This is a genomic window from Blautia sp. HCP3S3_D9, from assembly GCF_052063845.1.
GTDB lineage: Bacteria > Bacillota > Clostridia > Lachnospirales > Lachnospiraceae > Blautia_A.
In genome coordinates, this window is record NZ_JBQHWS010000006.1 from 1 (window position 1) to 23,281 (window position 23,281).

The window sequence follows — 23,281 nt, forward strand, 5'->3', positions numbered from 1 at the left end:
TCGGAGATGTGTATAAGAGACAGGCCTGTAACAGTACAGTCACCTTCTGTCTGAATAAGCCGGATCTGATGCTTGTCTGCAACCGGATCCAGATCGCAGAAAACTTCTTCTGTGAGTGCTGCAAGAGAAATAGTGTCAGAACGCTCTACAGTCTGAAGGCCTGTCATGTCCAGCAGGATTTCCGCAAGATGGGAAAGCCGTCCGGTCTGTTCAGGGGACTTACTTGATTCGGTTAAAATTTTGACTCTGATATATTATCAATTTTATCATAGCACACGAAGTATAAAATTCGTGTAAAAAAAAGAAAATGTTTCATATTATAGCAATCCTCTAAAATATCCGATTACAAAGTTCTTTTAACAAGTTTCAGATTTGTCTGTGATTGGCCATGAAATAAAATTTTGAAAAGTTATTTTCTTAACACAGATTTTATTTCTCAGATGCTATAATGTGTGCATATCAATAAAACAGTGTCTGTCATGCGGGGATGAAATCCAGATCTGCAGACAGACATAAGGAATTAACCAATTAAACTGTGAAGCAGTTATTTGGTTAGGAGCAGGTAGAGAAGTGTATGTTTTTATCGGCTTGGCTTAAAAGTAATATAAAAATCATAGCAGTAAAAAATGAAGGGAGCTTACTTATAATGAAAAACAGAAGAATGAGATTAATGGCGATTTTTGCAGCAGGTGTATTAAGTGTGACATCTATGGGAGGTATTGTAACTGCACATGCAGAGGAAACTCTTTCAGTGCCTGCAGAGGAAGCCGGTGCAGGTGCGGTTCAGATGGATGGAAAGGATGCTCAGGCAGTAGAAGATGCCAGTGTGGCAGCTTCCGAAGGTCTGATCGCAGGATCTTTCAAACCGTCAGAGATTGCTCAGCCGGCACAGGATACTTATGAATATCCATTCCTTGGAATGAAATTAGGGATTTCCAAAGATCTGAAAGAGCAGATGGAGAAGAAGAACATTTCCATGTTTACAGATGAGAGATGGAATGACAATGCAGATGCAGTCACATATGCCATAGCAAGCTGGTGCACCCTGACAGATGAGCAGAAGGATGCAGAGGTGGACAAGATGGGCACCGGATATGACGACTGGCTGAAAAGTCTCAGCAGAGTAGGTGTGATCGGAATGTATGATGAGGAATCCCAGAAAGATCTGGATAGGATTACCGGCTGCACAGAGCATAAAGAACTGTGCACCAGCAGTGATGGCAAATATAAATATTATCTCAGCACAAACAAGGATGCGGATGCAGATCTGTTAAAGGATGTGGAGGGGATTGAGGTAACACTTACAGAAATGACCCCGTTCCAGATGCTTTCTGCATTTGATCAGCCGCAGGATACTTCTGACAGTACAGAGGCAGCTGAAGGAACAAATGTAGGAAAATTTGAAACAACAGGAGTTGATGGAAAAACTTACACACAGGATATCTTCAGCAAATATGATCTGACTATGGTAAATATTTTCACCACCTGGTGTTCTCCATGTGTCAATGAGATTCCTGATCTGGAGAAGCTTTATCAGGAGATGAAGGATAAAGGAGTAGGAGTAGTAGGCGTGACACTGGATACAGTAGGCAGTGATGGAAAGCAGGATGAGGAAGCAGTGAAAAAGGCTCAGGTACTTCAGGAGAAAACAAAGGCATCCTATCCATTCCTGATCCCGGATTCCGGAATGATGAACGGACGTCTCAATGGAATCTCTGCTTTCCCGGAAACCTTCTTTGTTGACAAAAACGGAAATATTGTAGGTGAGACCTACTCCGGAAGCCACAGTCTGGACGAGTGGAAAGAGATCGTGGAAAAAGAGCTGGAGAATGTCACAGAGGGAAAATAAATGAATAAATTAAAAACCAGCAAAATATGGAACAGTAAATGGCCGGCTGTGATTCTTATGCTTGTGGGAGTCTGCTTTATGGGATATGGGATTTTCCGCGGAGAGCTGGCAGTGGTGTTTACAAAAGCCATTAATATCTGTATGGAATGTGTAGGAATAGGATAAATGAGTAATCAAAAGAACAGCGATAACAAAAGTAATAAGAAACAAAACACAAAAAATATGAAGATCAATGAGTGGCCCCGCCACGGAATCCAGGCACTGTGGGCGTTTATTACAAACAGTCATGTTACCGGCTTTGTCACAGGCAAAATTTACACAGGCAAATTGAAAAATGCCTGTGTTCCGGGCCTGAACTGCTATTCCTGCCCCGGTGCTGTTGGCGCCTGTCCTATCGGTTCTCTTCAGGCTGTGATAGGGAGCTGGAATTTCAAGATGGCTTATTATGTGGTGGGATTTCTTATCTTCATCGGAGCTATGGTGGGAAGACTGATCTGCGGTTTTCTCTGTCCCTTTGGATTGATCCAGGATCTGCTGAATAAGATTCCATTTCCTAAGAAAATCCGCACATTCAAGGGAGATAAACTGCTTCGTAAGCTGAAATATGTGATTTTTGCAGTATTTGTGATCGTGCTTCCATTGTTTGTGGTGGATATTATGGGACAGGGGGCACCCTATTTCTGCAAACTGATCTGCCCGGCAGGAACACTGGAGGGCGGACTGCCACTGGTACTTCTGAATAAATCCATGCGCAGTGCACTGGGCTGGCTGTACATATGGAAGAATGTGATCCTTGTCATAACGATCATTCTCTCTATTTTGATCTACCGTCCGTTTTGCAAATATATCTGTCCCCTGGGAGCACTTTATTCCGTATTTAATCCCATTTCCCTGTATAAATACAGAGTGGATAAGGATAAGTGTATAAAATGCGGAAAATGTGCAAAGGCATGCCAGATGATCGTAGACCCTGTGGAAAACTCCAACAGTCCGGAATGTATCCGCTGCGGCAGGTGCAAGAAAGTTTGCCCGACAGATGCAATCCAGTGTGGAATCAGAAGAACACCTGACAGACTATAAAAAGTAGTCTGCCAGGTGTTTTTGCCTGTTTATAAATAAATACATTCAAATTTTAGTAGGCATAACGAAAAAAGTACGGTAAAATAGTTAGAGTGCAGAAAGTATTTTTCCAAAATAAAACAAAAGGGGGAGGGCCATGTCCGAAGTAAAGAATAAGAAAAAGAAATCAAGTATTATTCAGGTCAGTATTGGTGTTCTGGCAGTTATTCTGGCTATCCTTATTATCATAATGATGGGAATTGTCTCAGATATTCAGGGAACGGCCCGTATTGTAAATTATACCGGTTTAGTCAGGGGAGAGACACAGAGACTCATAAAACTGGAGCTTTCCACGCAGCAGGAAAATGAGATGATGCATGAGATAAGAACTTTTATTGACGGTTTGCGAAATGGAAATGATGAATTAAATCTTGTACGTCTCAATGATGTTGATTTTCAGAATAAAATGCAGGAACTGGATGATAAATTCTCTGACCTGTATAAGAAAATTTATCTTGTGAGGTTCAAAGGAGCCAGAAACACAGATATTATTCCGGAAAGTGAGGAGTTTTTTGTGATCTGCGATGAAGCAACAGGCCTGGCTGAAAAATATTCGCAGAAAAAAGCCACATCCTTATCATTGCTTGAGAAATATATCGCAGCAGATATTGTTGTGCTGATGCTGTTGATCGGATATGAATTCATCAAAGCAATACAATATGCTGCAATGAATCGTTTACTGCAGCGAAAGGTATATCTGGATGATGCGACAGGGCTTCCGAACAAAAATAAATGTGAAGAATTACTGAGTGAGGAAGAACCGGGTGCAGATACCGGTGTCTGCAGTTTTGATCTTAATAATCTCCGGCGTATTAATGACAGCAGAGGTCATGAAGCCGGTGATGCCTATATTCGTAGATTTGCCATCTGCCTGCGGGCTTCCATGCCGGCAGAGCAGTTTGTGGGAAGAGCAGGTGGAGATGAGTTTCTTGCAGTTACCCATGGACTGGACAGGGAACAGCTTACACAGTGCCTTGAAAAGGTGCGCAGGGATATGACAGAGGAATCCAGAGTGTATCCGGATACTCCCCTAAGCTATGCGGTGGGATTTGCACTGGCCGGCGATTTTCCCGGAAGTACAATGAGAGAGCTGTTTAATTGCGCAGACAAGAACATGTATATTAATAAAAATCATGTGAAATGGGAAGAAGCTGCTGCAGAAAAACATCAGGGATATCAGCTGTTAAAGCTGCTTAATCAGCATGGCAGTAATTTCTCGGATTGTCTGTACTGTGATGCCAGGATGGATACTTATCGGGCAATCCGTTCCAGTGAAAATTTTTTCCTGGCCTCTGATGGTGCATATTCCGGAGCAGTGGAACAGATCATAGAGGAACAGGTTGAAAAATCCAGTCAGGCAGATATCCGCGAAGGACTGCAGATTTCGGAACTTCAAAAGAAGATGCATACGAAGAAAGATGTGCTGGAATATGAGTATAATGTCGGGAAACAGGAGGCATATAACCGTCTGACACTGATTCCGGTGGACTGGGATGAGGACAAAAAGCTGCATCATTTTCTTCTGGCATTTGAAACCATCCGAAAGACTTCTGAAGGTCAGACAGGTGCAAAAGAGCAGCTTCAGCTCTATTATGAACAACTGAAACAGTCAATCCTGGAAAATGACAGCTATGTGGATGCACTTCTGGAATTGTCAGATGTGATCTATACAGTAAATCTGACAAAGGATGTTCTGGAAAGAAGAATCGCACTGAATGGAAAAGAACAGAAGAGCCGGGAACTTTTTATGGACTACCCGCTTCCATGTTCTTATCAGGATTATTGCTGGGAATATGAGAAAAAAATCACTCAGGAAACAATTGCCGGTTACTGTATGACAGATAATTGTGAAAAGCTTCGTAAGAGATTTGAGAACGGAGAAACAAATATGTCTGTGGAATATTGTGCCCGCGAAGACGATGGAAGTATCCGCTGGGTACAGAAAACAGTTCTGATGACCAGAATGGTGGTGTTTGATACAGAAATTCTTGCTGAGGTACCCATGATCTATGCGATCATTCTGCTGCAGGATACCACACAGAGACATGAACGGGATGAGCAGGAACAGGCGCGCCTTCAGGCAGCATTCAATGAGATGCGTGCCGAGAGCAGGGCAAAAACCAATTTCCTCAGCTGCATGAGCCATGATATCAGGACACCTTTGAATGGTATTATTGGTCTGTTAAAGATTGATGAGACTCATATTGAGGATAAAGCACTGATACGGGAAAATCATAAAAAGATGAAGATAGCAGCGGATTACCTGCTTTCCCTTATCAATGATGTTCTGCAGATGAGCAAAATAGAGGAGGGTCATATTGTTCTGACACATGAATATATCTGCCTCAAAGACCTGATCTATGAGATTGAGAGCATTATCACGCACAGGGCAGCAGATGGGGATATTCAGTGGATTTATGAGAAAAATAAGGAGGATATTCCTTATCCGTATGTCTATGGAAGCTCACTGCATCTTCGTCAGATTTTTCTGAATATCTATGGAAACTGTATTAAGTATAACCGACCGGGAGGAAAGATTACTACGGTAATGGAGGCAGCAGATGTACATGATGGAATCTGTACATACAGATGGACGATTTCTGATACAGGTATAGGGATGAGTGCAGAGTTCCTGAGTCATATTTTTGATCCGTTCTCACAGGAAAAAACAGATGCCCGTAGTGTTTATCAGGGAACCGGTCTGGGAATGGCGATCACTAAAGGCTTGATTGAGCAGATGAATGGAAGTATTGAAGTGACAAGTCAGGTGGGAGTTGGATCTGTGTTTGTCATTACCATTCCCTTTGAGATTGCCCAGGAACAGAAAAAGGATGAGGAAATTGCTGAGAAATATGATATTCGTGGATTGCATCTGCTGGCAGCCGAGGATAATGAGCTTAATGCTGAAATCATAGAAATGCTGCTGACAGATGACGGTGCGAAGGTTACAGTTGCAAAAAACGGCAGACAGGCGGTGGAGCACTTCGAAAATAATCCTCCGGGAACCTTTGATGCCATATTGATGGATGTCATGATGCCTGTTATGGATGGTATTGCAGCAACAAAAGCCATACGTGCCATGGACAGGGCAGATGCAAAAACAATTCCGATCATTGCAATGACTGCAAATGCATTTGAGGAAGATGCCAAAAGATGTCTCGCAGCCGGCATGACTGCACATCTGGCAAAACCTTTCCAGATAGAAGATGTGGAGAAAACCATTGTGGAGTGCTGTGGAAAGTGATGTTATCTGTAAGGTTTGTTGCCATGAGTAAATTACATAATCAGAGTTAATAGTCTGGATGATGAAAATATGAGCAGAGAAAGGCGTGAGTCACAGAACTGACAGTCATCACAGGAAGGCTGATAAGACTGATTGCTGAAAGAGTTTTCTCTGAGATTGAACTACTGACATAGAATAAGAGAAGGTGCAAATCATAGAAATGTGGTTTGCACCTTCTTTTTTGCGTTCATCTACTGCAGAATTAATTGGATTAAGATACATTATTTACGAGGATTGCTATAAGCAAATTATTTTTGAGGGTTGCCATGGATTTTACGGAAGGCAGCAGTACTCTTACGTTCGATGATATCATAAGGAAATAATATTTTTAAATGCTTTTCATGACCGCCCTCAATACGGTCAATCAGTATTTTGGCTGCCATTTTTCCCATTTCATCAAGAGGAATGTGTGCTGTTGTTAATGAGGGAGTCAGATATTGTGCTGTATCGATATCATCAATGCTGGCAACAGATACGTCTTCCGGAATGCGAAGCCCGTGCTCCTTGATAGCTTTCATTGCACCAATCGCAGTAATATCATCAGCACAGAAGAAGGCGGTTGCGTCACAATCATTGTCAAGAAGCTGATTAACTGCCTTATATCCTTCTTCTGTAGAATGTATAATGCTTATAATATGTTTTGAATCAACAGAAATACCGGCATCTGCCAGGGCAGAACAATATCCGGTATAGCGGTTTTCGTTCTGTGTTTCGCCGATATAGGCAATTTTGGTGTGTCCTTGTTCTATAAAACGAGTTGTTATATCATAACTGATCTGTTCTCCGTCACATATAATCTGATCATATTTTGCGTTTAGATTATTCAGCCCGGAATAAACAACATACTGAAAATGTTCTTTAAGAAATTTAAGAAGTTCTTTGTCACAACGTCCCAGAACAGCAATACCGTCAATATTATTAGTTGCAATCAATTGTAAAGTAAGAGGATCATCAATATCAAAGGCAGAAAAGGTGTATCTTAAAATGTAGTTATGGCGAAATGCTTCCTGCTCAATACTTTTGGCCAATGTAGAGAAAAAATAATCAGATGCTCCATCTGGAACTCTTGCAAAGAGGCAGGCAATGGAATGAAGCTGTTCTGTAGAAGACAGGTCAGATGATTTTGAAATATGCTTTTTTGAGTGTTTTGGAACATAATGAGTACGTTTGGCTATTTCCCATATGCGATCCCGGACCTCCTTGCTTACAGTACTGTTTGTATTCTGATTGATTACACGTGAGACTGTTGAAATCGATACACCTGCTTCTACTGCGATTTCTTTTAGAGTCATAAAAAACTCCTTTCTTAGTAGTGTTTTAATCCTAACATCTTTAGAAATATTATGTTGAACTCAGGTTGCTATGTTATATTATCATATTGCAGCGGAAGGGAAGTATGCCGAAAAAGTAATTCGCTGCAGGAAAAGAATACAGATGATAGAATTTTTTCTAACATAAGTATAGCGAATTTGGGAGCAAAAATACAGATATAATAAAAAATTGTAATAAATATAGAGCAAACGTTTGCTGATAAATGGAATGATTTTTTATGAATACATGATAAGATAAAAATAGAATTTTAAAAGTGTATCAAAAAATGGGGGAAACAAAATGAATGCATATTTGTATGTGATTTTTCTGGGAGTTAGTTTCTGTGCTTCTGTTGTGGGGGCAATCTGCGGAATTGGAGGAGGGGTATTGATAAAACCGCTTCTGGATGCATTTGGCGTTTTGAGCGTTGCATCTATCAGTTTTTTGTCGGGTTGTACTGTTCTGGCAATGTCTTGCTATTCTGTCATTAAAGCGAAAAAAAGCGGCGACTCTCTGGTAGATATGAAAACGGGAACACCGCTTGCTATAGGTGCTGCGCTGGGAGGTGTGGCAGGAAAGATGGTGTTCCAGTTTCTTTCAGATTTTTCAGGTAACAAAGACAAGGTGGGGGCTATTCAAGGAATCTGTCTTCTTATTATTACTTTTGGAACTATGGTTTATACATTAAAGAAGGACAAAATAAAAACACATCATGTACAGAATGCCATTGCCTGTATCCTGATTGGTGTTGTGTTGGGAATCTGCTCTTCTTTTCTTGGAATAGGTGGAGGTCCTATTAACTTGGTTGTTCTGTTTTTCTTTTTTTCCATGGACACCAAGACTGCAGCGCAGAATTCACTGTATATTATTCTGTTTTCACAGATTACCAGTCTTATTAATACAATAGTGACAGGAACGGTTCCGGAATTTACAGCAGAGCTTTTGATATTAATGGTAGCCGGCGGAATTTTAGGGGGTATGGTTGGCCGGAAGATTAATAAAAAGATTGATGGTGAAACAGTAAATAAATTGTTTATTGGGTTAATGGCGATCATTATGCTGATCTGTGTATATAACATTTATCGTTTATGGTAAATCAAACGTTTGCGTAATATTGATTTGCAAATATATCAAAATTACTATATTATTGAGTTAAATTGATAAAGCAAAAAAATAATCGGAAAACAAAGAGGTTGAAAAGATTAGTATCTTTTTGACCTCTTTGTTTTTTATACGAAAGCAAAAATCAGTGGAAATCCTGTGAAAGAGAAAAAAATGGAAAAAAACACAAAAAAATACACAAAAATTGAAATGACAAATTATACAAAATATCCAGATAACGTTTTCATTAATTGTGCTTTTGTTTTTGTGAAAATATGTTAAGATAAGAGTACAAAGTGAAATTGAATAAAACACATTCAAGAAAAATAAAAAGTTTATTGTAAGATGCACAATAAACAGTAGAAAGGAAAGCGGAATATGTCACAAAATGTATTAGTGGTACATGGAGGTGGGCCTACAGCAGTCATCAATGCATCCCTTTACGGTGTGATCGAAGAAGCAAAACGAAATCCGGAGGTTGGAAAAGTTTACGGAGCGATTGGTGGAACCGGAGCAATTTTTTCAGAAACTTTCATAGATTTGACTTCGTTTGATGATGAAAAATTGAAACTTCTTTTGCATACACCTGCTTCGGCAATTGGATCTTCCAGATATCCTCTATATGAAAAAGATTATGAAAAAATGGTGGATATCTTTAAAAAACATGATATTAAATATGTTCTTCTGAATGGCGGAAACGGAACTATGGATGCATGCGGACATATTTATGAGGTCTGTAAGGATCAGGATATCAAAGTTGTTGGAATTCCAAAAACGATTGACAATGATATCGCAATGACAGATCACTCACCAGGATATGGAAGTGCGGCAAGATTTATTGCAGCTTCTACCCAGGAAGTTGGTGAAGATGTAAAATCTCTTCCCATTCATGTATGTATTATGGAAGCCATGGGAAGAAATGCAGGATGGATCACAGCAGCTTCCGCACTTGCAAGAAGGAAACAGGGAGATGCTCCTCACCTGATCTATCTGCCGGAACGAAACTTTAATGAAGATGAGTTTCTTGAGGATGTATCCAGACTTCAGAAAAAACAGGGTGGAGTAGTGGTTCTGGTAAGTGAGGGACTTCATGATGCAAATGGAGAATCTATTGTTCCTCCGATCTTTAAATCAGAAAGAGCTGTTTATTATGGAGATGTAAGTTCACATCTTGCGAATCTGGTAGTTAAGAAACTTGGCGTAAAAGCAAGAAGCGAAAAACCCGGACTTTGCGGAAGAGCTTCTGTAGCACTTCAGTCACCGGTGGACAGAGAAGAAGCAAGACAGGCTGGCACAGTTGCACTGAGGAGTGCTGTTGAAGGAAACAGCGGAGTGATGGTAGGTTTTGAACGGGTCCCGGGAACGGTGTATCAGATGAAAACAAAGCTTGTTCCTATCAAAGAAGTTATGCTTTATGAACGGAAGATGCCTGACAATTTTATAAATGAAAGAGGTAACGATGTAACACAGGAATTTGTTGACTGGTGTCGCCCGCTGATCGGAGATCCACTTCCGGAATTCCTGAATTTCAAGGATTATCTTTAAAATGAAAAATATACAAAACAAAAATGAAAATGTTCCATTGAAAGGAGAGTAACTATGGAAAAAAAGAAAAAAGGAGTAATGCAGTCTATCCCGGGATGGGCATGGGTACTGATTTCCCTTGCAGCAGCAATCCTGTTATGGTATGCATTATCCATTAATCCAAAAACAGCACGAAGCTTCCCATTTATTCCGGCTATTCTTGAGGCAGCCAAACGAATGATTGATAATGGGGCACTGGGACAGGATTTTTGTAGTTCAATGATTTCAATCCTGGCCGGATTTGCACTCGGCTTTATAACCGCAGTACCGGTTGCATTTCTTATGGCATGGTACCTGCCGGTCAGAGGAGTTCTGGAACCATGGATTCAGTTTATTCGTAACATCCCACCTCTGGCATATGTACCGTTGGTAGTTATTACAGCTGGTGTTGGTAGAAAACCACAGATCATCGTTATCTGGATCGCAACATTCCTGATCATGACAGTTACAATCTATCAGGGTGTAAGAAACATTGATAATACTTTAGTAAAAGCAGCCAGAGTTCTTGGCGCAAAAGACAGAGATATATTTGTAAAAGTTATTTTCCCGGCAACAACCCCGTTTATTTTAACAGCTGTTCGACTTGGTATTTCCGTTGCACTGACAACATTGATCGCAGCAGAAACAACAGGAGCTACTGCCGGACTTGGAATGAGAATCCGTTCTCTGGCAAACAGTTTTGAAACAGCAGGCATGCTGATGTATATCATCATCATTGGTATCATCGGACTGGTAATGGAAAAAATCATTAAATTCTTAGAAGGAAGGTTAACAGGATGGCAGGAGAAGAGAGAGTGACAAAACTTAAGATTGATAACGTTAAAAAGATTTATCAGACCCGTAAGGGCGAGATGACTGCATTAAACGGAGTTAATCTTGATATTAAAGAAAATGAATTTATCTGTGTGGTAGGACCTTCCGGATGCGGTAAATCTACATTGCTGAATATTATCGCAGGACTGGATACTCCAACCAGTGGAGCTGTATACATTGACGGCAAAAAGATCGAGGGAACAGGTACAGAGAGAGGCGTTGTATTCCAGCAGTATGCATTGTTCCCATGGCTGACAGTTCTGAAAAATGTTATGTTTGGATTGAAACTGCAGGGCAAGAGCGATGCTGAAGCAAAAGAAATCGCAATGAAATATATCAAGATGGTACAGCTTGAAGATTTCGTAAATCATTATCCGAAGGAACTTTCCGGTGGTATGAAACAGCGTGTTGCAATTGCAAGAGCCTATGCTGTAAAACCTGAAGTTCTTCTTATGGATGAGCCATTCGGAGCTCTGGATGCCCAGACAAGAACCCAGCTGCAGACAGAACTTCTGAAAACATGGGAAAGTGAAAGAAAAACATGTTTCTTCATCACACATGATGTAGATGAGGCGATCATTCTGGCTCAGAGAGTTATCGTTATGAGTGCCAGACCTGGACGTATCAAAGATATCGTAGATATCGATATTCCGTATCCACGTGATCAGGAAACTAAGATGAGTCCGAGATTTATGGAGTTGAAAAATCATATCTGGAGTCAGGTATATCAGGAGTATCTGGAAGTAAGAAAATAATGAATTTTGGCTGTTGCCGGTATGGAACGGTTCAGAATAAAGAGAAAATATTAAATACTACCCTAAAAAATGGAAAAGAAAGGAAGTAGAACTATGAGAAAAACATGGAAAAAGTTAGCAGCAATGGCAGTAACCGCATCTATGGTCATTTGTGGCGGAGCAATGGGCGTAAGTGCAGCAACAGAGGAAGAATCGGAAAAAGTAACTGTAAATGTAGCTTATATGCCTGATTATGCAAGTTTAAATGGTCTTATCTCTGCAATTGAACTTGGATATTTTGATGATGAGAATATTGATGTACAGCTTACAGAGTTCTCCGATGGACCAACAATCATTCAGGCTATGGAATCTGGATCTATTGATGTTGGATACATCGGACAGGGAGCCCACAAACTTTGCATCAACGGTAAAGCTGATATTTTTGCACTTGCACATGTATCTAATGGTGATGCTGTAATCGGAAGTAAGGAAAAAGGAACAGATACAATTGAAGGATTAAAAGGAAAAACAATTGCTTATTCTTCAGGAACATCCAGTGAAGATATCCTGAATAAAACCCTTGCAAAAGGAGGTATGACAATGGATGATATCACAGCAATGGATATGGATGCAACAAACATTGTAACAGCAATGCTTTCTGGCAGTGTTGATGCGTGTGCAACATGGGTACCGAACTCTTTGAAAGTTCTTGAGGAACTTGGAGATGATGGTGTACAGCTGACAGATAACAAAACATTTATTGATCAAACTGTATCTCTTGCAAGTTGGATTGCAATGCCGAAATATGCTGAAGAAAATCATGACGTACTTGTAAGATTTGCAAGAGCTCTTTACAAAGGATTTGACTATCGTGCAGACCACAGCCATGATGATGAAGTGTGCGGCTGGATTGCTGACAAGATTAAACTTGAAAAAAATTCCCTTCTTGATCAGGTAGAAGTAGCAGACTGGACAACAAGTGAATTCATCAGGGATCATATGGATGATGTCAAAGGCTATTATGAACTGCAGCAGAAATCATTTGTTGAGAGCGGTGACTGTGAAGAAACACCAGTTGATAATTATGTTCTTTTCGATGTAATGGAAGAAGCTTGCGCAGAATAATAAGAAAGATTACACAGGCAGAGATGTCTGTGTAATCTTTGAAAAAATATACACTCGTGTGTATATTAAGAAAGTCATTCGGAAAGGAACAGAACAGTGGAGAGTGGACGACAGAAAGTAACAAGAAAAGATGTTGCAAGAGAAGCAGGAGTGTCGGAAACAATAGTTTCTTATGTACTTAACAAAAATCGTTATGTGAAAGAGGAAAAAAGGCAGCGTGTTCTTGAGGTTGTGGAAAAACTTCAGTATCATCCCAACAATATTGCAAGGGCTCTTCATGGAAAAGGCAGCTTGCAGATTCTTTTTATTGCGGAAGAACTGAGCAGCGGTTATTTTTCCGAGCTGGTAAGCCAGATGAGCAGGGATGCTTACAGACGGGGATATATGATCTCTCTTTGTGAGAGCCAGGAGGAAGATGAGTTTGTAAGTCAGATTCTAAGCAGACAGTTTGATGGTTTATTTGTCAGTGCTTCCGGTGTAACGGACAGGGAACTGAAGCTTCTGGTGAAGTCAGGGATCCCTATGGTACTGTTTTTAAACAGAGAGATCAGCTGTGATCTTCGGGATACGGTTGTGGTAGATACAGGGCTTTATGAAGGCAGCAGAGAATGTGTCAAACATCTTGTGAAAAACGGATGCCGAAATTTTGTTTATCTTGATAAAACAGGAAAACAATGTGACAGGGATATTCACTGGAAGGGATTTTTTGATCAGATAAAAGAATCAGAAATTACTTTTGCACAGGAGCAGAGGATTTCCGGATGTGAGGATATAAAAAAACTGGAAAAGAGGCTGCAGTTACTGCTGGAAAAAAATCCTTCTGTTGATGCAATAGTGGCAAGATATGATAATCTGGCTGCAGTGGCACTTTCTGTGGCAGGAAGAACCGGGAGAAAAGTCCCGGATGATCTGATGGTGACTGGATTTGATAATGATTTTATAAGTAATTATGTAAGCCCGGCTCTTACTACAGTGGAGATACAGAAAGAAGAAGTGGCAAAATCTGCAATGGAAGCACTTCTGTCACTGATCCGTCATGATGGGGTGGATAAAAAAATAAGCTTTACAGCCAGACTGGTCATCAGGGAAAGCACAGGGAAAAAATGTTATTGTAAACAGTAATGAAAAGATAAATAAATATAACCTGCCGGGAGCAGGGGAAAGAAGTGAAAATATGTTAGTTACAAGTAAGGAAATGCTTGAAAAGGCACGAAGAGAACATTATGCAGTGCCTGCAATGAACACGCAGGGTGGAAACTATGATATTATCTGGGCGATCTGCAGAGCAGCGGAAGAAATGCATTCACCTGCGATCCTGGCTCATTATGTAGCTACAGGAGCATATTCCGGAGATGACTGGTTTGTAGAAGTATGTAAATGGTGTGCAAATAAAGTAAGTGTACCGATCGCGATCCATCTGGACCATGGTGACAGCTTTGATATCTGCATGAAATCATTAAAGAATGGATTTACGTCCCTGATGATCGATGGTTCCACAAAACCGATCGAAGAAAATGCCAGACTTACAAATGAAGTGATCAAAGTGGCAAAATGTTTCGACGTTCCTGTAGAAGCAGAAATCGGAGAACTTTTAAGATTAGATGAAGCCGGTGCTCAGATGGAGAATAAAAATGTAGCAAATCCGGAGCAGGTCCGTCAGTTCCTGGATCTGTGCCAGCCGGATTCCCTGGCTATCGGAATCGGAAATGCTCATGGATATTATAAGGGTGAACCGGATATTAAACTGGAAGTTCTGGAAGAAGTAAGGAAATTTACAGATATTCCATTTGTTCTTCATGGATGTACAGGTATGAGAGAAGATATCATCAAAGAAGCTATTAAGCTTGGTGTTGCGAAGATTAACTTTGGTACAGAAATCCGTTATAAATATGTAGAACATTATGAAGAAGCATTGAAGACAAATCATCAGGGACATTCATGGAAACTGTCACAGCTTGCAAATGATGCTCTGACAGAAGACATCAAAAAGATCATCCGTCTTGCAGGTTCAGAAGGAAAGGCCTGAGAAGATAAAAGCAATTAAAATAAAATCACAAGGGAAAATTAAATTCAGGAGGAAATATAAATGAAAAAAAACAGTGAACTGACCTATAAAGAAATGTACCGGCAGCCGGCTTCTTTTCAGGCTGTCAATGATACTCTGGAGGATATTTTCAAAACTCTGGACAAGGTATTTTTCAGTGAGAAAAAATATGATGAGCTGATCTTTACAGGATGTGGAACTTCTCTTTATCTGGCACAGGCTTCAGCAGCAGCATTTTCCACTTATACAGGAATTCCGTCAAAGGGAGTTCCATGCTCTGAGCTGTATTATTTCCCGGAAACTTATGTAAAAGAAGGAAGAAATGTGCTGATCCTTCCGATCACCAGAAAAAGCTATACTACAGAAGTAAGAATGGCTATTGATAAAGTTCGTACTTATCCTCAGGTTACTACACTGGCTATTACCTGTGACAAAGACAGTGAAAAATATAATGACTATTACATTCTTTCACCGGATACAGCTGAAGACAGTGTTATCATGACACGTTCTTTTACAAGTATGTTATATATGGCTGTTATCATGGCTATGTATGTAGGCGGTAAGAAAGATGAAATTGCTGCAATGAAAGATTATGCTCCATATTCTGAAAAGGTTCTGAAAGAAATGGATGAACTTTCTACAAAAATCATGAATGAGCATAAAAACCTGAATCTCTACATTATTCTTGGACAGGGTATTTATTATGGTGTCGCCAATGAATGTATGAATAAGATGAAAGAAATGGGACTCAGCAATTCTGAAGGATATTATGATCTGGAATACCGTCATGGACCAATGAGTCTTGTAGATGAAAATACACTGATCGTGTGCTTAAGCAATAAAGCCTGCAGAGATGGTGACAAAGCACTTATGGAGCAGATGAAGAGTTACGGTGCAACAGTTGCAGTTCTTGGCGGAGAACTGGGAGATACCTTTGATCAGATCGCTGATTATGTATATTCCATGGATAAAGGCTGGAATGATATACAGTACAGTGCGATCATCGGATTTATCGGACAGCTTCTGGGATATTATATTGCAGACAGCAAGAATCTGGATGCAGATTCACCGAGACACCTGACACAGGCTATTGTATTGAAATAATTTAAGAAAACTGAGGAGCAGATTGCGAATATCTGCATGATTCAAACTGCAAAGCAGTTATAGTATTAAAGAAAAGACTCCCGGCAGGAAGAAGTGCTGCCGGGAGTCTTTTCTATTACTGAGGAGGAAGACTTGCAAAAGTCTTACGTCTTCTGTTAAGTTTTCCGCAACTGTCTCTTTTGGCAATGTAAAATGGAAGAGAGATACGCATGGGAAGGCGATGTCCGCCGTTAATACGATCGATCAGGGTTTTGGCAGTTATTCTTCCAAGTTCCTCCAGAGGAATATGTACTGTGGTCAGCATGGGAGAAAGATACTGAGCTGTCTCTATATCATCTACGCTGATAACAGAAATATCTTCCGGTATTCGAAAATTTTTTTCCTTTAATGCGTGAATGACTCCGATAGCAGTGGTATCGTTTGCACAGAAAATTGCAGAGATATCTGCCTTATTGTGCATCAGGATATTAGCACCTTTGTAACCGCCATCTGCAGAAAGATGTACATTACTGGTATTTTTCTGCAAAAACGGAAGCCCAAGTTTGGCAAGTGCATCTTTATAACCGCTGAAACGTACTTCATTATTCTGTTCACCTACATAACCGATTTTCGTATGTCCGAGCTCCACAAGATAGGAAAGAGCACTATAGGAAATATCACTTCCGTCACAAACTACCTGGTCATATTGGGTTCCCATTGGATTCAGACCTGTATAAATCACATTTTTATAATTTTGAGTAAAGAAGCGTAACAGCTGTTTCTCATATCGTCCCAGAATTACGATTCCGTCTACAGGAAATTGAGCAAGCTGTCGTGCCATATCGGGATTTGCAATATCCATGGCTGTAAATGACTGACGGATAAAATAGTTGCTCTTGAAGGCCTCCTGTTCAATCGCTTTTGCAATCTGTGAGAAGAATGGATCGGAAACAGCGGAATTACTTCTTGCATAAATACAGGCAATGGATTTGGGCGTTGTATTCTGAATTTGAGCTTTTTGTCCTAATTTGAGGCTTCGGGCTGTTGCATTGGGAGTATAACCGCTTTTGCGTACGATTTCCCATATACGTTCCTGAACTTCCGGACTTGCCGCTTTTGTATTTTTCTGGTTTATTACTCTGGAAACCGTAGAAACAGAGACATTTGCCTGCCTGGCAATTTCTTTTAATGTCATAATAACTCCCCGCAATCTTTTATACGACTATTTTCTAAAACTATGTGCAAAACATAATTATACAGTAAATTTATAAAAAAAAACAATAAAAAGAAGGAAAACGTTTGCGTACTTTGAATGCAAAATCAACTCAAAGTTATTGATAAAAAAGTAAAAACTTATATAATTTTTGATAGAGTACATAAAACTAAAGTGGAGGTGCTTAAATTTATGGGGAAAACATTGTATTTAGAGTGCTATTCAGGGATTAGTGGTGATATGACTGTCGGTGCACTTCTTGATCTGGGGGCGGATAAGGCAGTTTTGGACAGGGTACTGCAAAGTCTTCCTGTATCAGGGTTTCAGATAAAAACCGGCAAAGTGGTAAAATCCGGAATTGAAGCCTGTGATTTTGACGTTATGTTAGATAAAGATCATGAAAACCATGATCATGATATGAAGTATCTGCATGGTCATAATGAGAATACTGAGGGAGAGTCTGAGATTCATACACATGAACATGTTATTGCAGACCATGCATGTGCACATGAGAGAGAAACTGCACATTGTCACCATCACCATGAACATAGAGGGGTGAAAGAAATTGCGCATATTATAGAACATAGTGCAATGACTGACAATGCAAAAAAGATTGCTTTGAGAATATTTGAGATTCTTGCAAAAGCAGAGAGCAAGGCACATGATGTGCCTGTGGAGCAGGTACATTTTCATGAAGTCGGGGCAGTTGATTCCATTGTAGATATTGTATCTGTGGCAGTCTGTCTGGATAATCTGGATATTACGGATGTAGTTGTACCTGTACTTTATGAAGGCTGCGGAACTGTCCGCTGTCAGCATGGAATTTTACCAATTCCTGTTCCTGCAGTTGCGAATGTGATAAGCGAAAATCATTTGTGTATAAAGGTGACAGCTGTTGAGGGGGAACTTGTAACACCTACAGGTGCTGCTATTGTGGCAGCAATAAGAACGAAAGATAAGCTTCCGGAGGAATTTGAAATAAAGAAAATAGGGATTGGAGCCGGAAAACGTCAGTATGAATGTCCCGGAATACTCAGAGCAATGATTATTTCTTAGAAAACGTTTGCGCAGATTCCAGGCAAATTTGCATGGAATTCGTTGATTAAAAAAATTTTATCTACTATAATAAATACAACAATAAAGGTAACGAGCTGGATAATAAATGAAAGGAAGTAAAGCAATATGGGACATAGTTATTATAGCTATACAAAGGAAGAGTTAGTGGGTAATGGACCGAAGCTTCCGGTAATTGTTATGGAAGACAATGCAGAAGTATTTCATTCTATGGCAGTTGAAATGGTGGATGAGATCAGAAAACATAACGAAAATGGAGAAAAAACAGTATTTATCTGTCCTGTAGGTCCTGTAGGACAGTATCCATATTTTGTAGATATGGTTAATGAGCAGAATATCAGCCTGAAAAATGTATGGTTTATTAACATGGATGAATATCTGGATGATGAGAAACAATGGATTTCAAAAGATCATCCGTTAAGCTTCAGAGGCTTCATGCAACGTACAGTTTATGATAAAGTTCGCCCGGAATTGGTAATGCCGGAAGATCAGAGAGTATTTCCGGATCCGAATCATCCGGAATATATTTCTGAACTGATTGAAAAACTGGGGGGCGTTGATATCTGTTTCGGTGGAATTGGAATTAATGGTCATGTAGCATTTAATGAAGCAGATCCATCCCTTACAAATGAAGAATTTCTTGCTCAGAAAACCCGTGTTCTTAAGATTACAAAAGAAACAAGAACAGCTAATGCGATTGGTGATTTTAATGGAGCTCTGGAAGACATGCCTCATTATTGTATTACCATTGGAATTAATGAGATTTCACATGCAAGGAAGATTCGTCTGGGATGTTTCAGAAACTGGCACCGGGCAGTAGTACGAAGAGCAGCATATGGAGAAGCAACTTCTGATTTCCCGGTATCTCTTCTTACATCACATCCGGACATCAATCTGAAGATCACAGAGTTTGTTGCAGCACTTGATTGATAAGATAAGTAACAGACAACAGAAAGAAGGAAGAACATGAGCGTTCGAATCATAAATGGAAAAGTATATAAAAATGGAGCTTTTTCAGAAGAAGAGCTTGTTCTGAAAGAGGGAAAAATCGTTTCTGCTCAAGATGGAGATGCAGAAGAAGTCTATGATGCAAAAGGAAACTATGTAGTACCGGGGTTTATAGATGTACATACTCATGGTGGCGCAGGGGTAGATGTGAATGCGGCTGATCAGCAGGGATTCGAAAAGATCGGACATTTTTTTGCCACACAGGGAACCACATCATGGCTTTCATCTATACTGACAGACACAAAAGAACAGACTTTGAAGACCATAAAAGAGGCTGTGAAACATCAGGAGGCACAGAAGAACGGACATGAAAATTGTGCAGATCTTCTTGGTATTCATCTGGAAGGACCATTCCTTTCACCGGAATATAAAGGGGCTATGCCGGAACATTTACTGATTTCTCCTGATCTGGATCTTCTGAAAGAATATCAGGAAGCAGCAGGTGGAAATATCCGTTATATTACTGTTTCACCAGAAGTAAAAGGAGTGCCGGAATCAATTAAAGGAATGATTGATCTTGGTATGAAAGTTGCGATCGGTCATTCTGGTGCGGATTATGAGACTGCATGGAAATGTATCAATGAGGGTGCCGTATCAGCTACGCATACATTTAATGCCATGAAACTTCTTCATCAGCATTTTCCGGCTATTATGGGAGCAGTTCTGGAATCTGATATCTATTGTGAAGCCATCTGCGATGGACGCCATCTGCATCCGGGAACCGTTCGTTTCCTTCTGAAGATGAAAGGCCTGGATAAAGTGATCGCCATAACAGATTCTATTATGGCAGCTGGACTTCCGGATGGAGAATACATGCTGGGAGTCAATCCGGTTATTGTAAAAGATGGAGACGCAAAACTGAAATATGGAGATTCCAGAGCAGGAAGTACACTTACGACAGGATGTGCACTTAAGAATCTGATTAAATTTACAGGAAGACCTCTTGAAGAGATATTACCGCTTCTTACATGCAATCCGGCTAAGATGCTGGATGTATATGACAGGATTGGAAGTCTTGATACCGGAAAAGATGCGGATGTGGTTATTCTGGATAAAGAGTATTCCGTCGTTGATACATTTGTAAAAGGTAGAAAAATAGAATTATAAGGAGAAAAGATTATGCCATTAATACCATTAAGACCATTACTGGAAACTGTAGATAAATATCACTTTGCTCAGGGCGCTTTTAATGTAAATGCAGTAGCTCAGGCAAAAGCAGCGATTGAAGTTCATGAGATGTTCCGTTCCGCAGCGATTCTTCAGGGTGCAGACCTTGCAAATGGATTTATGGGCGGAAGAACAGATTTCCAGAATGCTACTTTGGAAGATAAAAAAGTCGGTGCAAAAAATATTGCAGATGCTGTAAAGAAATATGCAGAAAATTCTCCGATTCCGGTTGTTCTTCATCTGGATCATGGTAAAAATTTTGATTCTTGCAAAGCGGCTATTGAAGGTGGTTATACTTCTGTTATGATTGATGGATCCAGTCTTCCATTTGATGAAAACGTGGAACTGACCCGTGAAGTTGTTAAATATGCACATGAGAGAGGTGTTTCCGTAGAAGGTGAACTCGGTGTTCTGGCCGGCGTGGAAGATCATGTATTTTCAACTACTTCTACTTATACCAATCCTCTGAAAGCTATCGAGTTCTTTAAGAAAACAGGTGTTGATGCACTTGCAATTTCTTATGGAACCATGCATGGTGCATCCAAAGGAAAAAATGTCAAATTACGAAAAGAGATCGCTATTGCCATCAAGGAATGTATGATGCATGAAGGCATTTTCGGGGTACTGGTATCTCATGGATCTTCAACTGTACCAAAATATATTGTAGATGAGATCAATGCACTGGGTGGAAATATCCAGAATGCTTACGGAATTTCTATTGACGAACTGAAAGCTGCAATTCCATGCGGAATCGGCAAGATCAATGTAGATACAGATATCCGTCTTGCTGTTACAAGAAATATGAAAGAATTCTTTGCAAATCATCCTGAAAAGAGAGAAAGCCAGTCTATTGGCGAGGTATATCGTCTTCTGGAAGCAAAGAAAGAGCAGTTTGATCCACGTGCATTCCTGACACCTATCATGGACACTGTTATGTACGGTATTATTCCGGATGAGGATGTTGCTGCTCTTATGGCTGTAGTTGAAAAGGGGGTAAAAGAAGCGATTGGTACTCTGATCGTAGAATTTGGCTCTTATGGAAAGGCTCCTCTGGTAGAGATGGCAAGCCTGGATGAAATGGCAGAACGCTATCGTAAGGGACTTTGATCAAAAAGGGTATGTAAATGTATATATTGACTGCACTGGTGGCCTTTGCGGGAAGTTTTGTACAGAGCAGCAGTGGATTCGGTTATGCGATCATCTGTATGGCTATATGGCCCATGTTCATGCCTTTTTATACAGCCTCCATACTGGAAGCCATTGCTGCTTTCTTTATGGTAATTTACATTGCTGTAAGGCTGTGGAAGTTTATTGACTGGAAACTCCTTCTGCCGCCTGTGATCATGGCTACAGTAACCAGTTTTCTGGGTGTGAACACGCTGATGGCTCTGGATGAAGATGTTCTGTCGAAAATCATGGGAACAGTACTTCTGATTCTGGCTGTATATTTTATCTTCTTCAGCAGTAAAGTTCATCTGAAGGCCAGCCTTGTTTCCGGTCTGGCTGCCGGTGCGATCAGTGGTTTTTGTGGAGGACTTTTTAACATCGGAGGTCCGCCCATGGTAGCATATTTTCTTTCTGTGACAGATGATAAAGAAAAATATAATGCTACACTTCAGATGTTTTTTACAATCAATACGATCAGTATTTTTCTGATTCATGTATTTCAGGGTCATGTATCGGGATCTATGCTGCCTTTAGTTGGAGCAGCACTGGCAGGAACAGCGGTTGGGACAGCAGGCGGAATGTTTTTGTTTCGACGACTTACTATGGCCGGAATCAAAAAAACAGTATATATTTTTATGATATGTGCTGGAAGCTATCTCCTTTTGTCGTGAGTTTTTATGGAGAGTATGAGCAGACAGCGAAAGCGGATGGCAGATATTCGCTTGTTAATATTGTTAAAGAGAAAGGTAAGAATCTTATGAAACATATTTATCTGAATTTAAAAAGATTTGATGTCCCAGTGGAATTCGGAGGTGTAAACCGTCTGGCTCCAGTTGCTGACTGGGCATCCTGTATCGTAAAAAATACACAGGAGGAATTAAAAACATATGATCCTACTGAAGTAGAATTTGGTATGTATTTTCCAGAGGTGCATCTTCTGAATGCAGTGGCTGCAAAAACAGAAGGAAGCCCTGTTCAGATTGGATGCCAGAGTGTATTCAGAGCAGATACTGCAGTTGGTGGAAATTTTGGTGCATTTACTACAAACAGACCGGCTTCAGCTATGGTTGCTGCGGGATGTGAGACTACTATTATCGGACATTGCGAAGAAAGAAATGACAAAGCAGGAATTCTCGCAGAAGCAGGTGTTACAGATACAGATGCTGTAAATCGTCTTCTGAATCAGGAAATCAAATGTGCGATTGAAAGAGGAATGAAAGTTCTTTACTGCATTGGTGAAAAGAGTGAGGAACAGGAGCAGTGGCAGGAAGTTCTTGGAAAACAGCTTGAAATTGGTCTCAAAGATGTAGATACTTCAAAAGTTGTGATTGCATATGAACCAATCTGGTCCATAGGACCGGGAAAAACACCGGCAGGTAAAGAATACATTACCAAAATTGCAAAATTTGTAAAAGAAAAGACAAATGGTATGGACATTGTATATGGCGGTGGTCTGAAACAGGATAACGCAGAAATGCTTGCTTCCATTGATGAGATTGATGGTGGTCTGATCGCACTGACAAGATTCCAGGGTGAGATTGGATACTATCCGGAAGAGTACCTTGAAATTATCCGTCTCTATATGGGTAGAGAAAATAATAAATAA

19 protein-coding genes and 1 pseudogene are annotated in these 23,281 nt (G+C 40.2%); 18 read left to right on the top strand and 2 right to left on the bottom strand.

The features are described from left to right. The first annotated feature begins 646 nt into the window (after positions 1-646). From ACTNES_RS02545 to ACTNES_RS02560, 4 genes are all read left to right on the top strand, one after another. Positions 647-1,849, top strand: a complete 1,203-nt coding sequence (locus ACTNES_RS02545; RefSeq protein WP_441038462.1) for a TlpA family protein disulfide reductase — start codon at positions 647-649, stop codon at positions 1,847-1,849. Next, entirely contained in the window at positions 1,850-2,014 is a 165-nt protein-coding gene (locus ACTNES_RS02550) for a CD1871A family CXXC motif-containing protein (protein WP_118408479.1), read from the top strand. Then, a complete protein-coding gene (locus ACTNES_RS02555) occupies positions 2,015-2,929 on the top strand; it encodes a 4Fe-4S binding protein (protein WP_441038463.1) in 915 nt (304 codons plus the stop codon). Between the two features lie 136 nt (positions 2,930-3,065). Further along, entirely contained in the window at positions 3,066-6,212 is a 3,147-nt protein-coding gene (locus tag ACTNES_RS02560) for a response regulator (protein ID WP_441038464.1), read from the top strand. A 287-nt stretch (positions 6,213-6,499) separates the two neighbouring features. Here ACTNES_RS02560 and ACTNES_RS02565 read toward each other — a convergent pair whose 3' ends face one another. Next, positions 6,500-7,543 carry a LacI family DNA-binding transcriptional regulator gene (locus ACTNES_RS02565; protein WP_320813032.1) on the bottom strand — a complete coding sequence of 348 codons (1,044 nt, stop codon included), beginning with the start codon at positions 7,541-7,543 and terminating at the stop codon, positions 6,500-6,502. A gap of 319 nt (positions 7,544-7,862) precedes the next feature. On the opposite strand from ACTNES_RS02565, the gene ACTNES_RS02570 reads away from it, so the two are divergent. From ACTNES_RS02570 to ACTNES_RS02605, 8 genes are all read left to right on the top strand, one after another. Next, positions 7,863-8,657, top strand: coding sequence for a sulfite exporter TauE/SafE family protein (locus ACTNES_RS02570; RefSeq protein WP_291815067.1), 795 nt, complete (start codon positions 7,863-7,865; stop codon positions 8,655-8,657). A gap of 384 nt (positions 8,658-9,041) precedes the next feature. Next, entirely contained in the window at positions 9,042-10,208 is a 1,167-nt protein-coding gene (locus ACTNES_RS02575) for a diphosphate--fructose-6-phosphate 1-phosphotransferase (RefSeq protein WP_055200301.1), read from the top strand. A 54-nt stretch (positions 10,209-10,262) separates the two neighbouring features. Next, a complete protein-coding gene (locus ACTNES_RS02580; RefSeq protein ID WP_118569765.1) occupies positions 10,263-11,045 on the top strand; it encodes an ABC transporter permease in 783 nt (260 codons plus the stop codon). Beyond that, positions 11,024-11,815, top strand: a complete 792-nt coding sequence (locus ACTNES_RS02585) for an ABC transporter ATP-binding protein (RefSeq protein ID WP_055152213.1) — start codon at positions 11,024-11,026, stop codon at positions 11,813-11,815. The genes ACTNES_RS02580 and ACTNES_RS02585 overlap by 22 nt, the downstream gene beginning before the upstream one ends. A gap of 93 nt (positions 11,816-11,908) precedes the next feature. Then, complete coding sequence (locus ACTNES_RS02590; RefSeq protein WP_291815084.1) at positions 11,909-12,919, top strand: ABC transporter substrate-binding protein; 1,011 nt, start codon at positions 11,909-11,911, stop codon at positions 12,917-12,919. A 96-nt stretch (positions 12,920-13,015) separates the two neighbouring features. Continuing rightward, complete coding sequence (locus ACTNES_RS02595) at positions 13,016-14,041, top strand: LacI family DNA-binding transcriptional regulator (RefSeq protein ID WP_173744768.1); 1,026 nt, start codon at positions 13,016-13,018, stop codon at positions 14,039-14,041. Positions 14,042-14,093: 52 nt separating this feature from the next. Continuing rightward, complete coding sequence (locus tag ACTNES_RS02600) at positions 14,094-14,945, top strand: class II fructose-bisphosphate aldolase (RefSeq protein WP_025578020.1); 852 nt, start codon at positions 14,094-14,096, stop codon at positions 14,943-14,945. Between the two features lie 60 nt (positions 14,946-15,005). After that, positions 15,006-16,067 carry an SIS domain-containing protein gene (locus tag ACTNES_RS02605; protein WP_291815090.1) on the top strand — a complete coding sequence of 354 codons (1,062 nt, stop codon included), beginning with the start codon at positions 15,006-15,008 and terminating at the stop codon, positions 16,065-16,067. 115 nt (positions 16,068-16,182) lie between these two features. Here the strand turns inward: ACTNES_RS02605 and ACTNES_RS02610 are convergent, their stop codons facing one another. Then, positions 16,183-17,241, bottom strand: a complete 1,059-nt coding sequence (locus tag ACTNES_RS02610) for a LacI family DNA-binding transcriptional regulator (RefSeq protein ID WP_216460895.1) — start codon at positions 17,239-17,241, stop codon at positions 16,183-16,185. A gap of 210 nt (positions 17,242-17,451) precedes the next feature. On the opposite strand from ACTNES_RS02610, the pseudogene ACTNES_RS02615 reads away from it, so the two are divergent. The 6 genes and pseudogenes from ACTNES_RS02615 to ACTNES_RS02640 all read left to right on the top strand — a co-directional run. Further along, positions 17,452-18,309 (top strand): annotated as a pseudogene (locus tag ACTNES_RS02615) (LarC family nickel insertion protein); the annotation flags it as partial. A gap of 132 nt (positions 18,310-18,441) precedes the next feature. Further along, complete coding sequence (locus tag ACTNES_RS02620; protein ID WP_118566950.1) at positions 18,442-19,263, top strand: glucosamine-6-phosphate isomerase; 822 nt, start codon at positions 18,442-18,444, stop codon at positions 19,261-19,263. A gap of 36 nt (positions 19,264-19,299) precedes the next feature. Further along, positions 19,300-20,448: an N-acetylglucosamine-6-phosphate deacetylase gene (gene nagA, locus ACTNES_RS02625; RefSeq protein ID WP_118566949.1), complete on the top strand. Its 1,149-nt coding sequence runs from the start codon at positions 19,300-19,302 to the stop codon at positions 20,446-20,448. Between the two features lie 12 nt (positions 20,449-20,460). Continuing rightward, complete coding sequence (locus ACTNES_RS02630; protein ID WP_055200284.1) at positions 20,461-21,615, top strand: class II fructose-bisphosphate aldolase; 1,155 nt, start codon at positions 20,461-20,463, stop codon at positions 21,613-21,615. A 17-nt stretch (positions 21,616-21,632) separates the two neighbouring features. After that, positions 21,633-22,346, top strand: coding sequence for a sulfite exporter TauE/SafE family protein (locus ACTNES_RS02635; protein WP_118566948.1), 714 nt, complete (start codon positions 21,633-21,635; stop codon positions 22,344-22,346). An 86-nt stretch (positions 22,347-22,432) separates the two neighbouring features. After that, entirely contained in the window at positions 22,433-23,281 is an 849-nt protein-coding gene (locus ACTNES_RS02640; RefSeq protein WP_055200325.1) for a triose-phosphate isomerase family protein, read from the top strand.

What these genes read in the sequence shown, in the direction of transcription:
- ACTNES_RS02545 (WP_441038462.1), top strand. Translation starts at nt 647, where the DNA reads ATGAAAAACAGAAGAATGAGATTAATGGCGATTTTTGCAGCAGGTGTA.
- ACTNES_RS02550 (WP_118408479.1), top strand. Translation starts at nt 1,850, where the DNA reads ATGAATAAATTAAAAACCAGCAAAATATGGAACAGTAAATGGCCGGCT.
- ACTNES_RS02555 (WP_441038463.1), top strand. Translation starts at nt 2,015, where the DNA reads ATGAGTAATCAAAAGAACAGCGATAACAAAAGTAATAAGAAACAAAAC.
- ACTNES_RS02560 (WP_441038464.1), top strand. Translation starts at nt 3,066, where the DNA reads ATGTCCGAAGTAAAGAATAAGAAAAAGAAATCAAGTATTATTCAGGTC.
- ACTNES_RS02565 (WP_320813032.1), bottom strand. Translation starts at nt 7,543, where the DNA reads ATGACTCTAAAAGAAATCGCAGTAGAAGCAGGTGTATCGATTTCAACA.
- ACTNES_RS02570 (WP_291815067.1), top strand. Translation starts at nt 7,863, where the DNA reads ATGAATGCATATTTGTATGTGATTTTTCTGGGAGTTAGTTTCTGTGCT.
- ACTNES_RS02575 (WP_055200301.1), top strand. Translation starts at nt 9,042, where the DNA reads ATGTCACAAAATGTATTAGTGGTACATGGAGGTGGGCCTACAGCAGTC.
- ACTNES_RS02580 (WP_118569765.1), top strand. Translation starts at nt 10,263, where the DNA reads ATGGAAAAAAAGAAAAAAGGAGTAATGCAGTCTATCCCGGGATGGGCA.
- ACTNES_RS02585 (WP_055152213.1), top strand. Translation starts at nt 11,024, where the DNA reads ATGGCAGGAGAAGAGAGAGTGACAAAACTTAAGATTGATAACGTTAAA.
- ACTNES_RS02590 (WP_291815084.1), top strand. Translation starts at nt 11,909, where the DNA reads ATGAGAAAAACATGGAAAAAGTTAGCAGCAATGGCAGTAACCGCATCT.
- ACTNES_RS02600 (WP_025578020.1), top strand. Translation starts at nt 14,094, where the DNA reads ATGTTAGTTACAAGTAAGGAAATGCTTGAAAAGGCACGAAGAGAACAT.
- ACTNES_RS02605 (WP_291815090.1), top strand. Translation starts at nt 15,006, where the DNA reads ATGAAAAAAAACAGTGAACTGACCTATAAAGAAATGTACCGGCAGCCG.
- ACTNES_RS02610 (WP_216460895.1), bottom strand. Translation starts at nt 17,241, where the DNA reads ATGACATTAAAAGAAATTGCCAGGCAGGCAAATGTCTCTGTTTCTACG.
- ACTNES_RS02620 (WP_118566950.1), top strand. Translation starts at nt 18,442, where the DNA reads ATGGGACATAGTTATTATAGCTATACAAAGGAAGAGTTAGTGGGTAAT.
- nagA (WP_118566949.1), top strand. Translation starts at nt 19,300, where the DNA reads ATGAGCGTTCGAATCATAAATGGAAAAGTATATAAAAATGGAGCTTTT.
- ACTNES_RS02630 (WP_055200284.1), top strand. Translation starts at nt 20,461, where the DNA reads ATGCCATTAATACCATTAAGACCATTACTGGAAACTGTAGATAAATAT.
- ACTNES_RS02635 (WP_118566948.1), top strand. Translation starts at nt 21,633, where the DNA reads ATGTATATATTGACTGCACTGGTGGCCTTTGCGGGAAGTTTTGTACAG.
- ACTNES_RS02640 (WP_055200325.1), top strand. Translation starts at nt 22,433, where the DNA reads ATGAAACATATTTATCTGAATTTAAAAAGATTTGATGTCCCAGTGGAA.